The 14,669-nt window shown below is 65.2% G+C and carries 15 protein-coding genes; 7 read left to right on the top strand and 8 right to left on the bottom strand.

What is annotated here, in order from left to right; genetic code table 11:
* Positions 1 to 10: 10 nt before the first annotated feature.
* Positions 11 to 691: a response regulator gene (locus ACOGXH_RS10830; protein ID WP_419929121.1), complete on the bottom strand. Its 681-nt coding sequence runs from the start codon at positions 689 to 691 to the stop codon at positions 11 to 13.
* A gap of 46 nt (positions 692 to 737) precedes the next feature.
* On the bottom strand, positions 738 to 1,562 hold the full coding sequence (locus tag ACOGXH_RS10825) for an inositol monophosphatase family protein (RefSeq protein ID WP_419929120.1): 825 nt from the start codon (positions 1,560 to 1,562) through the stop codon (positions 738 to 740).
* 23 nt (positions 1,563 to 1,585) lie between these two features.
* Here ACOGXH_RS10825 and ACOGXH_RS10820 point away from each other — a divergent pair, with 23 nt between their 5' ends.
* Positions 1,586 to 2,623, top strand: coding sequence for a threonine aldolase family protein (locus tag ACOGXH_RS10820; protein WP_419929119.1), 1,038 nt, complete (start codon positions 1,586 to 1,588; stop codon positions 2,621 to 2,623).
* Positions 2,624 to 2,635: 12 nt separating this feature from the next.
* Here the strand turns inward: ACOGXH_RS10820 and ACOGXH_RS10815 are convergent, their stop codons facing one another.
* Positions 2,636 to 2,923, bottom strand: a complete 288-nt coding sequence (locus ACOGXH_RS10815) for a hypothetical protein (RefSeq protein WP_419929118.1) — start codon at positions 2,921 to 2,923, stop codon at positions 2,636 to 2,638.
* A gap of 83 nt (positions 2,924 to 3,006) precedes the next feature.
* Here ACOGXH_RS10815 and ACOGXH_RS10810 point away from each other — a divergent pair, with 83 nt between their 5' ends.
* The 3 genes from ACOGXH_RS10810 (at position 3,007) to ACOGXH_RS10800 (ending at position 5,224) form a co-directional block, all read left to right on the top strand.
* A complete protein-coding gene (locus tag ACOGXH_RS10810; RefSeq protein ID WP_419929117.1) occupies positions 3,007 to 3,516 on the top strand; it encodes an NUDIX hydrolase in 510 nt (169 codons plus the stop codon).
* Between the two features lie 17 nt (positions 3,517 to 3,533).
* Positions 3,534 to 4,769 carry a DNA polymerase IV gene (locus tag ACOGXH_RS10805; RefSeq protein ID WP_419929116.1) on the top strand — a complete coding sequence of 412 codons (1,236 nt, stop codon included), beginning with the start codon at positions 3,534 to 3,536 and terminating at the stop codon, positions 4,767 to 4,769.
* 68 nt (positions 4,770 to 4,837) lie between these two features.
* Positions 4,838 to 5,224 (top strand): DUF3040 domain-containing protein, encoded by a 387-nt coding sequence (locus tag ACOGXH_RS10800; RefSeq protein WP_419929115.1) that lies wholly within the window; start codon positions 4,838 to 4,840, stop codon positions 5,222 to 5,224.
* A gap of 18 nt (positions 5,225 to 5,242) precedes the next feature.
* Here ACOGXH_RS10800 and ACOGXH_RS10795 read toward each other — a convergent pair whose 3' ends face one another.
* The 4 genes from ACOGXH_RS10795 to ACOGXH_RS10780 are packed head-to-tail and all read right to left on the bottom strand — an operon-like array spanning position 5,243 to position 10,616.
* Positions 5,243 to 7,576 (bottom strand): transglutaminaseTgpA domain-containing protein, encoded by a 2,334-nt coding sequence (locus ACOGXH_RS10795; RefSeq protein ID WP_419929114.1) that lies wholly within the window; start codon positions 7,574 to 7,576, stop codon positions 5,243 to 5,245.
* Positions 7,573 to 8,832 carry a DUF58 domain-containing protein gene (locus ACOGXH_RS10790; RefSeq protein ID WP_419929113.1) on the bottom strand — a complete coding sequence of 420 codons (1,260 nt, stop codon included), beginning with the start codon at positions 8,830 to 8,832 and terminating at the stop codon, positions 7,573 to 7,575. The genes ACOGXH_RS10795 and ACOGXH_RS10790 overlap by 4 nt, the downstream gene beginning before the upstream one ends.
* 7 nt (positions 8,833 to 8,839) lie before the next feature.
* The gene (locus ACOGXH_RS10785) at positions 8,840 to 9,799 is read right to left on the bottom strand and encodes an AAA family ATPase (RefSeq protein WP_419929112.1); all 960 of its coding nucleotides are present in this window, start codon (positions 9,797 to 9,799) and stop codon (positions 8,840 to 8,842) included.
* Between the two features lie 13 nt (positions 9,800 to 9,812).
* Positions 9,813 to 10,616, bottom strand: coding sequence for a hypothetical protein (locus ACOGXH_RS10780; RefSeq protein WP_419929111.1), 804 nt, complete (start codon positions 10,614 to 10,616; stop codon positions 9,813 to 9,815).
* Between the two features lie 68 nt (positions 10,617 to 10,684).
* Between ACOGXH_RS10780 and ACOGXH_RS10775 the strand changes: the two genes are divergently transcribed.
* Entirely contained in the window at positions 10,685 to 11,914 is a 1,230-nt protein-coding gene (locus ACOGXH_RS10775; protein ID WP_419929110.1) for an MFS transporter, read from the top strand.
* 76 nt (positions 11,915 to 11,990) lie between these two features.
* On the top strand, positions 11,991 to 13,097 hold the full coding sequence (locus tag ACOGXH_RS10770; protein ID WP_419929109.1) for a Zn-dependent alcohol dehydrogenase: 1,107 nt from the start codon (positions 11,991 to 11,993) through the stop codon (positions 13,095 to 13,097).
* Between the two features lie 3 nt (positions 13,098 to 13,100).
* On the opposite strand, the gene ACOGXH_RS10765 is transcribed toward ACOGXH_RS10770, so the two are convergent.
* The gene (locus ACOGXH_RS10765; RefSeq protein ID WP_419929108.1) at positions 13,101 to 13,955 is read right to left on the bottom strand and encodes an LLM class F420-dependent oxidoreductase; all 855 of its coding nucleotides are present in this window, start codon (positions 13,953 to 13,955) and stop codon (positions 13,101 to 13,103) included.
* 102 nt (positions 13,956 to 14,057) lie between these two features.
* Between ACOGXH_RS10765 and ribA the strand changes: the two genes are divergently transcribed.
* The gene (gene ribA / locus ACOGXH_RS10760; protein ID WP_419929107.1) at positions 14,058 to 14,666 is read left to right on the top strand and encodes a GTP cyclohydrolase II; all 609 of its coding nucleotides are present in this window, start codon (positions 14,058 to 14,060) and stop codon (positions 14,664 to 14,666) included.
* Positions 14,667 to 14,669 lie beyond the last annotated feature (3 nt).

Below are 14,669 nucleotides of genomic sequence, written 5' to 3'. Positions count from 1 at the left end.
GCGCTGGACTCTAAGCCTGGAGCTTGTACCCCAGGCCGCGAACGGTGACCACGTAACGCGGATTGGCCGGGTCGGTCTCGATTTTGGTGCGCAGCCGTCGGATGTGGACGTCCACCAGTCGGCCGTCGCCGAAATAACCGAGATCCCACACCCGCTCCAGAAGCACTTCACGGCTGAGCACTTTGCCAGAGTTGCTGGCCAGCTCGACCAAAAGGCGGAACTCCGTCTTGGTTAGGTGGGCCTCTTCGCCGTCAATGGTCACCACCCCTTGTTCGGGCATGATCTCCAGCCGCCCGAAGCGCATCTCGGTCATGGTGGTGTCGGTGGTTCGGACCCGGCGCAACAGGGCGCGGATGCGGGCAGAGAGCTCTTTAGGCGCGAAGGGCTTGGTCAGGTAGTCGTCAGCGCCCGCCTCAAGTCCGGCTACTACATCATGGGTGTCGGCTCGAGCCGTGACCATGATGATGGGAACGTCGCTGGAGCGGCGAATGGTGCGGCATACCTCGAAGCCGTCGATATCGGGGAGCATGATGTCGATGAGAACGACGTCGGCTGGCGACTCGGAAAACGCGTCAAAGGCATCCTGCCCGTTGGCCGCCTCCAGAACGTCCCAACCCTCGTCTTCAAGGGCAAGACGGACCGCAGTTCGGATCCTCTCGTCGTCCTCAATGGCCAGGATGCGAGTTCCCACCCTGAAATGGTGCCTGATTTTCAGCCCAAATGCGTGGCGGGGGAGCTCATAGTCGGTCGGCTTCGGCGTTTTGAAGCAGTTTCAGCAGGGTCTCGGCCACCGCGGGAGCGGCAGCAAACACAAATGCGCTGCTGGGAGAGCCGCCGCTCAGATCTTGGACGATCGCGCCGGCCTCTTCGCAGATCAGCACTCCCGCGGCATAGTCCCACGGATTCAGCCCCACTTCGAAGAAGGCGTCCACCCGGCCGCAGGCCACTGAGCACAAATCGACGGCGGCCCCGCCCACTCGACGGATGTCGCCGATGAGCGGAAGCAGCTCCTTGAGCACTTCGGCCTGGCGCGGCCGGCGGTCGTGAGCGTACGAGAACCCGGTGGCTACTAGCGCCAGTGCAGGATCACCGTCAGGGCGGACATGAATCGGCCGTCCGTTGAGGCGCGCACCACCTCCCCGGTGCGCGGTGAACGTCTCGCCCAAAACCGGGTCGATCACCGCGCCGGCGACGATCTGGCCATCGGCCTCGGCAGCCACCGAAACCCCGAAGCCGACATGGCCGTAGACGAAGTTCACCGTGCCGTCGATGGGGTCAATGATCCAGCGCACGCCGCTGGTGCCGTCGCGGCCCGTACCCTCTTCGCCCATCACTGCGTCGTCGGGCCGATGGGAGGTCAGGAAATCCACGATGGCGGCCTCGCAGGCCACGTCCATGTCGGTCACCAGGTCGGTACGCGACGACTTGGCCGAAATCTGGAGTTGGGTTCCGGACTCGGCTCGCAGCAGGGAAGCCGCCACCTCAGCGGCCTCAGCCGCCAGCTTCTCCAGATGGTCCCACGCAGGAATTGCCGACGCTGATAAGGGTTCGGTCTCTGGCACAGCTGAACTCTACGCTGACATTGATGACAAATAGCGGCGTGGTGGACCTTCGGTCGGACACTCTTACCCAGCCGACTGAGGCCATGAGGCAGGCCATGGCTTCGGCGCCGGTGGGCGACGACCGCTACGGGGAGGATCCCACGGTCAACCGCTTGGAGGAGCGGTTTGCTGAGCTGGCAGGCAAGCCGGGCGCGGTGTACGTGCCGTCGGGCACGATGGGCAACCAGATCGCCCTGCGGCTGCACGGAACGGCGGGCAGCAACGTGGTTGTGGGCCGCCGCCAGCACTTGATGTCCTACGAGAGCGGTGCGGCCGGGCTAAACAACGCCTTTCAGATCTACGCCGTCGACGACGCCGGGGGAGTGCTCGACACAGAGGCCGCCGCCGAGGCGGTAGCGACTGGCAACGGTGGATTTTGGCCTCCGGTGTCGCTGATCTGCCTGGAGAACACCCATCTGTCCTCCGGTGGCCTGGCCATCGGGGGTGATGAACTGGCCAGGGCTGCCGCATTGGGGCCGCCCGTGCATTTGGACGGCGCCCGCCTGTTCAACGCTGCCGTTGCCTTGGGGACCACCGCCGAGGATTTGGCCAGCACCGCGACCACGGTCATGTCGTGCGTGTCCAAGGGGCTGGGGGCACCGGTGGGCTCACTTCTGGCCGGCCCGGCCGACCTGATCGACGAGGCCCGGTTGCACCGGCGGCGGCTGGGCGGGGCCATGCGCCAGGCCGGGGTGATTGCCGCCGGGGGGCTATTTGCCCTGGACCACCACATCGATCGGTTGGCCGACGACCACGCCCGGGCCCAGCGACTCGGCGACGTGGTGGCCGAGCGTTGGCCCGGCGCTCGCCTGGGAGAGGCCGAGGCGGTTTGCGGGCGCCCGTTCACCAACGTTGTGGCCTTCCGCCACTCCGATTCTCTGGGCCTGCTGGATCACCTGCGCACCGCAGGCATCAGAGCGGGGCTGCTGGCGCCGGGCATCGTCCGCTTCGTCACCCATTTGGACGTGGACGACGCCGATATCGACCGGGCCGTGGCCGCGCTGGCGTCCGCGCCCGGCTGACAGGGAGTTGGGCTAGTACCGATCGCGGTCTTGTCGGCGGCCGCCGAACCGCCGCCACTCCTCCATGGCCCGCAACGTCAAAATCGCCACCACGGCCAAGCCGACCGCCCCTGCCACCGCGCCGATCAGGGCCCCAAGCCCGGTCCACAAGGCACAGTCGCCCTCGCACTGGAGATCGATGTAGGCGAAGCCGATAAGCCCCCCGCACAGCCCGCCGACGAGAATCGACGCGAAGGCCAGCCACCGCGCCCCCTTGGGGGGTAGGGCTGAGCGCTCCTCGGGCGATCCCGAATCCACCATCCGCCCATGTTACGGGGGCGGTGAACCGGGCAATCGTGTTGGGGCCGGGTTGCGATGTCACCAGGCCGGGCCATACTGGGGGGATGCCGGGGGAGGCTGCGGGGCGAGTTCGGGACTGGGAGGTGGCCGGAGGAGTGGTGCTGCGGGGGGATCAGTTGCTTTTGGTGCGCAACCGGCGCCGCAACGACTCGGTGGAGTGGAGCACGCCCGGCGGGGTGGTCGATCCCGGTGAGACCATGCTGGAGGCGCTGGGCCGTGAGGTGCAGGAGGAAACCGGGATCCAGGTTCATCTCTGGGAGGGCCCGCTGTACGAGATAACCGTGGATTTCACCGACCTCGGGTGGCGGCTTCGGGTGGAGACCCACCGTGCTGTGGACTGGTACGGCGAGATCGTTCTGGAAGATCCCGACGGAATCGTGGAGCACGCCGACTTTTACCATCCCGACGAGTGCGAGGTCCGCTTGGTCCAGAGTCCCCGCTGGGTGCGAGAACCGCTGATGGAGTGGTGTCGAAATCGCCCCGACCAGAAGCTGACCTACCGCTATCAGGTGACCGGCACCGAGATCGACGGTCTCGCGGTCACCAGGCTCTAGTCACAGTTATGGGGAATATGGGCGACGAGAGCGGGAATACCCGGTCGGGGTCCATCTTGCACGTGGACATGGACGCATTCTTCGTGTCCGTGGAGCAGCTTCGCCGCCCAGAATTGCGAGGTCTGCCACTGGCGGTGGGCGGTCCGGGCACCCGGGGGGTGGTGGCGTCGGCCTCCTACGAAGCCCGGTCCTTCGGGGTGCATTCAGCCATGCCGGCGGTTCAGGCCCGCCGCCTGTGTCCAGAGATTGTGTTCTTGCCCGGCGACCACGAGCTGTACTCCCAGGTGAGCGACCGCATCATGGTTATCCTGCGGTCGTTCACGCCGCTGGTGGAGCCTTTGTCAGTAGATGAGGCGTTCTTGGATGTGTCTGGCGCCCATGACTCCCCGGTGGCAATTGGCCATCTGATCAGACGTCAGGTTCGCGATGACGAGGGCATCAATTGCGCGGTAGGGGTGGCCGCGGTCAAGTTCTTGGCCAAGCTGGGGTCCAAGCTGGCCAAGCCTGAGCCCACACCCCAAGGGCCCACAGGCGGCGTTGGGGTGTTTGAGGTGCCGGTCGGCGAGGAACGGGCGTTCTTGGCCCCCCGCCCGGTGAGAGACATCTGGGGAGTGGGTCCGGCCACGCTGGCCCATCTCAGCCGCATCGGAATATCCACCATTGGAGAGTTGGCCGAATATCCCCTCGACCGGCTGGCCGCGGTCGTCGGCAACGCTCACAGCCGGCATCTTCACGATCTGGCCAACGCAGTCGACCCCCGACCGGTTGTTCCCAACACGGCGCCCAAGTCAATGAGCCGGGAACAGACGTTTTCCCGCGATCTGCACACCCACGAGGACCTTGGCGCGGCGATAGTGGCTCTGAGCGACTCAGTGGCATCCCGCCTTAGGGCCGCCGAATTGGCGGGACGTACGGTCACCCTCAAGATCCGCTTCGGGGACTTCAACACCATCACCCGGTCTCACACGCTGACCAGCCCGGTTGACTCCGGGGTGGTGCTGGCCCGGGAGGCCAAGCGGCTGCTGGAAGAGGTGGACGTCGCCTCCGGCGTGCGCCTCATTGGGGTGGGGGTGTCGGAGTTGGAGGATCCCGGTCAACGCCAGCTATCCCTGGAGGACGCCAGTGCCCCGTCCTGGCACGACGTCGACCGGGCCGTCGACCGCATCAGGGGACGCTTCGGCACCGAGGCCATTCAAACCGGAGGAACTGCCGACGAGCGTCCCAGGGGCGTCGGTTGGACCCGCCCAAATTGAGTGACTGGGGCGGTGCATCGCCGGTCGCTGGCATTGTCTGACAGGTCGGCCTGTGAGACACTTAGACAGTGCCACTTTCCGAGGACGAGCAACGCATCCTTAGCGAAATAGAGGAACGGCTCTATGAAACCGACCCTGCGCTGGCACGCGAGGTCGGCCGAACCACGGTGTTCACCCACCCTGCCCGCAATCTCCGCCTCGCCATTCTGGGCTGCATTGTCGGGTTGATATTCATGATCGTGACCCTTTCCACTTCGTATTGGCTCTCATTCCTGGGCTTTTTGGTCATGCTGGCCGCCTCGCTGTGGGGGTGGAGCAATCTGCGCCAATTGGGGCGATTCGGCCTTCAGCAGATCAGCGACAGCATCAACCGTGGCGACGTGAGCACCTTCCTGCGCACGCCGGGCCGCCGCATTCTCAACCGCCTGCGCCGCGGCGACGCCGAGCGTCCCTGACGGCATTCTTGACTGCGGTCAGGGGCCGATGGTCCAACTGGGGCCGCGCCGCGGCTGACGCCGTGAAATCAACAGCGGCCGGGGATTGAACGCCGCGGCGAGCTTCTGCCACCACCTCACCCTGAAGTTGACCTCGGAGCGCACCGACAGCGACCAGGTTCGGGCCAGCCACTGGTTGTGATCGGTTGGCTCCGATGGAGCGAAGGTCGCGGCCGAGGCCAACTCGCCCAGTTGCCTCAAGTCGGGGCTGTGAAGCGGGACTTGCTCAATGGCCCGGCGGGCGAATTCGGCGTAGGTCTCGTCGGGCCGGGGGTTCATGTTTATGAGCGCCAACGCCTCCACGGTCTCTGTCCACAGCAGCCTGATCTTTCCCCGGTTCCCGGTGATCCTCACGAAGCGCCGCTGGCTCTGAAACTTGCGGAGCCAGGGGATGAGCATGATCAGCACCACGACTAGCGAGGAGGACAGAATGGCAACCCATGTCTTCCAGGTGATCCCACCCCGGTCGCCGAGGGCTTCCCCTTCGGTATCGACAAATTCCACCAAGTCGGGGGGAAACAGGCTCTCGAAATCGGTCGAGGGCTCAAGAGGGCTGAAAGATTCGGGGACTGGTTCGTCCTCCAGGCCTTGCAGATCGGGACCGCCAACCGCCTGGGCTTCGGCCAATCCGGTGTAGTTCTGGGCGCCGGGGGCGCCTCGGCCCGGCGTGGGCTCAAATGCCACCCATCCCACACCGGACAGGTACACCTCGGGCCAGGCGTGGGCGTGCTTGCCCTGAACTACGTAGAGGTTTGGATCAACCGGGTCGGCCTCGCCCACGGTGAAGCCCACCGCGACTCGTGCCGGCAGGCCCACCGAGCGGGCCATGGCCGCGAATGTCCCGGCAAACTGCTCGCAATAGCCCCTTCGGATACTCAGGAACTCTTCGATGCGGTTTCCAGAATGGCCGGGGGCCACGTTGGCGTCGTAGGCGAAGGCCCCGCTGCGGAAGAAGCTCTGAAGGGCCAGAGCCTGTTCGTAGCCCGATGCGGCACCTTCGGTCAGCTGGGCGGCCAGTTCCCGCACTCGGGGGCTGAAGCCCGAAGGCAGCGACACGAATGAGTCTGCCGGTGATTCCAGATCGGTTTGGAGGGGGATTGATTTGAGGGTCTCGGGGTCGAATCGGGGCAGTGCTGAGGTGACGGTGTAGGTCAGGCGATTGGAGTTGGCCAGGGAGCGGCCCACGATGAGCGTTGAGGAGGAGGGTTCATAGCTGATGTCCCCATTGCTGATGTCACTAGCGGCCGTGACCAACGACCGGGGTTCGAACGCCGCGGGCAGCCAGACCGCGCCGAGCTGTTCGATGTTGAACTCCTGCACCGAGGTCTGCACGCTGGAGCCCGACCGGAACAGCGACGGCAGCTGCGTAGGGCGAGCGGCGTAATCGGCTCGAGACGTCCACACTTGTCCGTCGAACTCGTCCAAGGCAGTGAGGCGCCAATAGGACCGCTCCTCAGTTCTCACCCGGAACATCACCGTGTCGGTCTGGCCCACCAGTCGGCCCCTGATGTCCACCAGGGGGCTGATAACCACCCTCCCCGAGCTTCGCCGGCCCCGCTCGACGGCTTCAGTCAAGTCGATCAATGGGTCGTCGTTGCTGCCGAGAACCGGTCCCGCGGCAATTGCCCCTGCCAATGCCACCGCGGCGATGGCGACGCTTCCGCCCACTAGCGCCCGGCGTCCGCTCGCCGCGCGGCCCTCGCCCCCCAGCCAGGAAGTACCTGCGGTGCGGGCCGCAACCCGGTGAATCGTGGCAAACACCAGCAGGGCCGCGGTAAACGCTCCAATGGTGAGGACCCGGCGCTCGTCGGTGCCTACCAGGCCAGTGAATCCAACGGCGACGATCGGCAGCACCATGGACTCGAATAAGGCCCGCATTCTCATCGCCGTCCAGTCGCTGAAGAAGGCAAGCAGCCAGACTGCCGCCACGGCGCTCACGGTGAATCCGTCAACCGGCTCCACTGGAGCGCTGAGCTCGCCGAAATCGTTCCAGGCTTGCTCCAGGCTGTCGGCCAAGGCCGTCTGGGTGTCTGCGGAGGGCAGACCCCAAAAGGCGGTTTCCCAATAGAGGGCCCAGGTGACCGTCAGAATGAGGCCGACACCGGATACCAGCGTCGAAATCAGCATTCCCCAGCCGATGCGGCGAGCGATCAGCGCCAACAGATGGGCGATAGCCGCGGCGATGAACACTGGCAGCACCCAGTCTTCTCCGTCGAAGACGCGGACGAGGCTGAAGGCAGTGGACGCGGTCAGGATCGGCCCGGCGGCCTCTAAAGCAGTTTCCCACCCGCTTGAAGCGCGAGGAGCGTTCATGGGCGGAGTCCGGAGCTGGTCGATGCGGCTGGGCCGGGCGGGGTGGATGGTTCCTCGCCGGTGGCCGTGTGGGCGGACCACGCCTCGGTGAATCCCATGGCCCCGTCCACCATCAGCACGGTCGTACCGGGGACGAACTGGTGCGGCAGCGGCCCCGGTTCGGCCAGATCCAAACCGGCGAACAGCACCACAGTCTTGGAGCTGAATTGGGAGCCCAGAGGCATTAGAGAACCGGATTCGGTACCGTCGACGGCGGCGGCCAATGCCACGATAAGCCCCCCGCCGTGCTCCCGTCCGAGCCGCTCGACCGCACCGATCAGGCCGCCGATGTCGGGGCTGACCAGAGCCAGGTGCTCGTAGATCTTGTACAGGTGGGCGGAGTCGGCTCCAAAGGCGCTGTCAAAGTCCGCGGTGGTGGTCAGGCGGATTTGGTCTCCCCGGTTCTGGCTTGCCCGGCAGATACTGGCGGCAGCCGAGACCATTGCCTCGAAACGCTCCAAGCCGGCTTCGGCGTCCAGCTGCGCGCTCCGAGTGTCAAGCAGCACGGTGGTATGGGTGTGGGAGAACTCCTCGAATTGGCGAACGATCAGCTCATCGTGGTGGGCCGACGAGCGCCAGTGGATGCGACGGGGATCATCGCCCCTCTGGAATGGGCGCAGGCCGTAGAGCTCTTCGCCGCTTTGGGCCATGGGGCTGCGACGGACGGCATCGAACGAGCTCCCCGGCAGGCGGGGGGGAGGCCCGATGGGGTACATCGCGGGGTAGACCAGCGCCTCGGCCTGGCCGCCGAACTGGAAGCGGCGGGCTGACATGCCCAGTGGATCGGTCACCGTCAGCGATAGCGGTCCCACGATGACCCGACCCCGCTCCTCGGTGGGGAGCCGGTAGGCCACGGTCAGACCCTCATCGGTTCGAACCGGTGCCACCATCAGCTCGGGAGATTGGAAGGAGCTGGTGGAACGCTTGGTGGTGAACGAAATGTCATCAGCCAGGCGCAGCACCGGGGTGCGAACCCGGCCGGGGTTGGCCATCTCCAGCCTCACCTGGCAGTCGTCGCCGACGTGTGCTTCCTGGGGTTTGAGCGAGCGGGCAATCACCCGCAGCGGCTGGCGGACCTTGACATAGGCCACCGAGAGGATCGCCACCGCCAGCCCGGCGACGCCCACTGCCAGCAACTCGGCCGAACCGAGTATCCGGCCCGCCGCCACCAGCAACGCCGATCCGACTAGGAGCAGCCAGCCTGAGGGGGTGAGCACGGTGGGGCTAGTCGACCGGGACCGGAACCGAGCCCATTACCTCGTCCACAATCTGCGCGGGTGGCGTGCCCCGAGCTCGGGCTTGGGGGTTCAGCAGCAGCCGGTGGGCCAAGACCGGCACGGCCAGCTGCTTTATGTCGTCGGGGAGCACGTAGTCGCGCCCCTGGGAAGCAGCTCGCACCCGGCTGGCCCGTTGCAGCGCGAGGGTGGCCCGGGTGGACATACCCAGAATGAGGCTGGGGTGGTCCCTGGTGGCGTTGGCGATCTGTACCAGGTAGCGCTTTATCCCCGGGGCGGTGAACACGGCGCTGGCGTGGTCGGCCAGCGCGTTGACCGACTGCGAGTCGAGCGCGGGGCGAAGGGAGTCCAGCGGGTTGTCGGTCCCGTGGGCCTCGAGGATGTCGAGCTCAGCTTGTCTCGAGGGGTAGCCCACCTCGATCCGCATCAAGAAGCGGTCGAGTTGGCTTTCGGGCAGCGGATAGGTGCCCTCGTGCTCCAGTGGGTTCTGAGTGGCGATCACCATGAACGGCCGGGGGAGCGTATGGGTGGTTCCATCCACGGTAACCTGCCGCTCGGCCATGGCTTCCAACAGCGCCGACTGGGTCTTGGGGGACGCTCGATTGATCTCGTCGGCCACCACGATGCCGGAGAACACTGGCCCGGGCTGGAAGTCCAGTGTGTTGGCCGCACGGTTCCAAATGGTGGCTCCCACGACATCGGAAGGGAGCAGGTCGGGGGTGAACTGAATGCGGCCGAATTCGGCCTGCACGGTGATGGCCAGGGCCTTGGCCAGGCTGGTCTTGCCGACGCCAGGGGCGTCTTCGATCAGGAGGTGCCCTTCGGCCAGCAGGCAAGTCACCGCAAGGTCCAGGACATCGGCCTTGCCCATGATGGCCCGCCCGATGTTGGAGGTAATGGATTGGAACTGTTCGGCAAACAGTCCCTCCTCCGGTTCTTGCAAGGCCATATCTTCGATTCTCTCAGGTGTTGTGAAGCTGCGGCCAACGGGTTGGCATGTCGACGAGCATTCCGTCGGGACTGGGGCCGTGATCGCGCAGCGTTCCCCGGCGGCGAAAGGCGACGTGATAGCGCTCGGGCTGCGATGTCCAGCACACGTTCGCCACCAAACCCGATTCGATGGCGTCGTCGCAGTCCTCTAGCTCGCTGAACCGCGCGCTTGAGAGCCAGGTGGTGCGTTGGAGAACCCAAGCTGCCTCGGCCTCTTCGGGATCCAGAAGCTGTTCACACCAGCGGACGAAGCCGCCCTTGATCGCACGACCAGAGAACGGCTCGGGGGATTCGATCTCCAGTCGGGCGGCCATCCGCCAACGGAGCACCTCAACTCCATCCCTTTCGATCCAAGCGTCGAAAGGAGGTTCGTGCCAGTCAGGTACGGTGGCATCGTACTGGCGGGTGTCGGTTTCTCCCCGGGCGGCGTGAAGCACCCCGAGAACGGCTGCATCGTAGAGGTGGGTGCACTGCTGGCGGACATCGGTCCAGGTGAAGACCTCGTATGCGGAGCGGGTGAGAGGACATCCCACAAGGAGCTGGAGCTGGTCGAGCGCCCCCGCGCACGGCTCCCAGGGCATTCGAGGACCGGCTGCGTCCGCCCCGGTGATCCGCTGTCCGTCGTGGGTCAATGCGGCTTCGTAGTGGTGCATGTCGTCCTCGAGCCCCACAATCACGGTCTTGTCGTCGGGGGCAATCATGCGCAGCCGTCGGCGAAATGATCCACTGCCATGGCGATTGCGGACCAACATGGGCTCAGATTCATGTTGGGTCATTGGTCGATGTTGGCATATCAGCGCCAGACGACCAGATTCCTTAGCTGGGGTTGTACTGTCGGTTAATCGTGCCCGCCCAGTCCTCCGCACTCCGCGCCCTGTCACACCGCTCATTTCTGCTCTTCTTCATCGGAGTGTCCATCGCCACCACCGGGCAGTTCATGCAGTCGCTGGCCGTGCCCTTCTACATGAACGAGCTGACCGACTCGAACTTCTGGGTGGGCGGCTCGGCGTTCGCGGTGCTGATTCCATCGCTGTTCATGACCCCGGTGGCCGGCATCTGGAGCGACCGGATCAGCCGCAAAGCCATCTTGTTCGGATCATTCTTGACCCAGCTGGCCTGCTCGGCGGCGTTCTTGGTGCTATTCGCCGCCGATCTCCTCACCCCGTGGCTGATGATCAGCATCCAAGTGGTGGTGGGAGTGGCGTCTGGGTTCCAGTGGGCACCCACCCAGGCGATGACCGCGCTGTTGGTGCCTCCTGAGGATCTTCTGTCAGCGGTTCGGTTTGTATCGCTGTCGTTCACGGTTGGACGGGCCCTAGGGCCATTTCTCGCTAGTGGCACGTTGTACCTTTTGGGACCTGGACCAGCCTTCGCGGTGACCATCGTCGGCTTCGCCCTGGGCTTGGCCTTGATGGCGCCGATGAGGCTGCGGCCGGCGGAACCGGTTAAACAGGAGCCGTTCTTGATGCAGTTCCGCCACGGGCTGGAATACGTCAGGCACCGCCCAGCCATGCGTCTGGTGATGTTCACCTCTTTCATGGTGGCCTGCGTCGGAGCGGTCTTCGCCTTCGCCCTGGTGGCTAGCGTGGCCGACGACGTGTTTTCGATTGGCGGCGGCGGCTTGGGCTTGCTCACCGGCACATTCGGACTCGGATCGCTGGTGGTGGGCTTGTACGTCACCAACTTCGGCGACCGCCACCTTCGCTCCCGGGTGGAGATGGCCGCCGTCGGGGTTTACGCCGTGGGAGTACTACTGGTTGGTTTCTCCCCGTGGTTGGTATTTGGAATGTTGGGCTACTTCGTGTTCGGTGCAGCCCATATGGCCCACGGGGTCACAGTGAACAGCGCTCTGCAAGTGCAGGTGGACGAAGAGTATCGAGGCCGGGTGATGTCGGTGTGGCTGATGTCGGTGCTGTCCGGGCTGCCGGTCGGATCGCTGATCGGTGGCTTCCTAGGCGATCTTGTGTCGATGCGGTTCGTGTTGCTGCTCTATGGCGGCATGCTGGCCGTGTTCTGGGCCATCACCGTGATTCGTTCCAACGGCTTCTCCGGCCTTGATCTCGGCTACGACTGACCGGCGGGGTTGGGAGATGACTCCACGAGTACCGTTGTAAAGGCTGTGGAGACAGCTGAAATTGGGAGGCGACACCATGAAGACACGGGCCGCGGTTTATCGGGAGCCGAATGCGCCGTTGGACATCGTGGAGCTGGACATCTGCAGCCTGGCCCCCCAAGACGTGCTGGTTCGGATCACCCACAGCGGCATTTGCCACAGCGACCTGCACGTCTACCACGGCAACCGCGATTGGGAAACCCCCATGATCCTCGGCCACGAAGGTGCCGGTGTAGTGGAGCATGTGGGGGAGGGCGTCACCGGGATCAATCTCGGCGACCGGGTGGTTCTGTCGCTGGTGGCCAGTTGCGGGCGGTGCCGATCCTGCGCGGCGGGCTTCGCCAACCGTTGCCAGGTGCTGCCCGCCTTCCCCATCGGCACCTACTACGACGGTGGCCACCGCTTCGAGCGGAACGGCGAGATCCATCACTCGTTCTGCACGGTGGGGTCATTCGCCGAGCACGCCGTGGTCCACTTCTCCAAGGCAGTGGCGGTGCCCGACGGTGTGGGCTTGGATGTGGCCTGTTTGGTGGGCTGCGGGGTGCCCACTGGGGTGGGCTCAGCGGTCAACACCGCCAAGGTCCGCCGGGGCAGCACGTGCGTGGTCTACGGGTGCGGAGGTGTGGGCCTCAACGTGATCCAGGGTTGCCGCCTGATGGGCGCGGCCGAGATCGTGGCTGTGGACCTGCTGGCCGACAAGTTGGCCCTGGCCGAGAGATTCGGGGCCACCCATACGCTCAATGCGTCCGACGACGATCCGGTGGCCGCGGTGATGGAGATGACGGGGGGCCGGGGCGCCGACTATGCCTTCGAGGTGATCGGCACTGGGGCCACCTACATGAATGCCTGGAACTCAATCGGCATGGGCGGGTTGGCGGTCATGGTGGGCGGGCCTCCGGCGGGCACCCCGTTCCACATCGACGCGAACGAGATCTACTTCGGCAAGGCGCTCACCGGCAGCATGTACGGCAACTCCTCGCCCGCTCGGGACTTCCCGTGGATCTTCGATCTCTACCGATCCGGCGAGCTCTTGCTGGACGAGCTGATCACCCAGCACCGTCCTCTCGACGACGTCACCGCCGCTCTCGACGAGCTTGATACCGGCGGCGTTGTCCGCACCGTGCTGGACATCGGCGAGGAATAGCCGCTATTTCCCCCCAAATTCTTCAATCCAGCGGGTGTAGTCGTCGAGCACCGGCAGCACTTCGTCTGCTGAGCCTCCGTGGGGGAACCGCAGTACCACCTCGGTGATGCCGATGTCTCGGTAGTAGGCCAGCTTTCCGGGTTCGGGGTGGGTGCCGTAGGTGACCAGTTCCAACTCGTCGATGCTTCGCCCCGCGGCAGTCATGGCCTCGGCCAGGTCAGCCAGGGCGGCTCGCATCCCGGCCCCGCCGATGGGCATCCATCCGTCGCCAAACTCAGCGATGTGGGCAAACGTGGTGGGGCTGGCTGCCGCACCGACAATGGTGCGGATGCGGGGCTGCTGGATCGGCTTGGGCCAGCACCACGAAGGTTCCATGTGAACGAACTCGCCGTGGAACTCGGCGATTTCGTTTCCCCACAATGCCTGGGCGCACAGCATGTGCTCGCGCACCCGGGCGCGGCGGCGGGGCACGTCGATCCCGTGGTTCTCCATCTCCTCGTGGTTCCAGCCGTAGCCCACGCCCAGCACCAGACGACCCCCGCTCATCCAATCGAGGGTGGCACATTGCTTGGCGAAGGCAATGGGGTCGTGTTGGGCAGGCAGTGCGACCCCCACTCCCAGTTCCACAGTTGTGGTGGCCTGGGCGCAGGCCGCCAAGGCGATATATGGGTCGAGCGTGCGCAAGTAGGTGTCGGGCAGCACCTCCTCACCGGTGGGCGGCGGGGTGCGCCTGCTGGTCGGGATGTGGGTGTGCTCGGGCAGGTAGATGCAGGCGTAGCCTCGGGCTTCTGCCTCTTGGGCCAGAAGTATGGGCGACATGGACCGGTCGGTGGTCTGCATCATCACGCCGAATCGCATGGGCAAAGCGTATGTCGCTTGGGCTATCTCCCTGCTTGCCAGCACATACTCCGCTTGGGCTGACTGTTTGACTGCTCGCGGCGGTACTCTCAGGGCAGTCTCATGAGACCCCAACCCGAGATCAGGTTGATCGCCACCACCGAGGTACCCATGAATTGGGGTCGCTTCACCTGCCACGCCTTCGAATCGATGGACGACGGCGAGGAGCATGTGGCATTCGCCCTCGGCGACTTAGACAGCGCCGACGAGGTACTGGTGCGGGTACACAGCGAGTGCCTCACTGGGGATGTGTTCGGCTCGTGGCGCTGCGACTGCGGGGCTCAACTGCACGCCGCCATGGACGCCATCGCCGACTGCGGCACTGGCGTATTGGTGTATCTGCGGGGCCATGAGGGAAGGGGTATCGGCATCGGCCATAAGGTTCAGGCCTACGCCCTTCAAGACGAGGGCCGCGACACCGTGGACGCCAACCTGGAGCTCGGATTGCCGGTGGATGCCCGCACCTACGGCATCGGTGCCGCCATCCTGGCCGAGCTGGGGGTCAAGCGGGTTGCGCTGATGACCAACAATCCCACCAAGCACGACGGATTGGCTTCCTTCGGCCTAGAGATCGCTCGCCGGGTTCCCCTCGAAGTGCCTCCTCGAACCGAAAACGTCGACTACCTCCGCACAAAGCAACAGCGCCTCGGCCACCTACTGGACCTGGTTTAGCCT

It is taken from the genome of Candidatus Poriferisocius sp. (assembly GCF_965208355.1).
Classification (GTDB): Bacteria; Actinomycetota; Acidimicrobiia; order Acidimicrobiales; family Bin134; genus Poriferisocius.
This window is presented reverse-complemented; position numbering and strand designations above follow the sequence as displayed.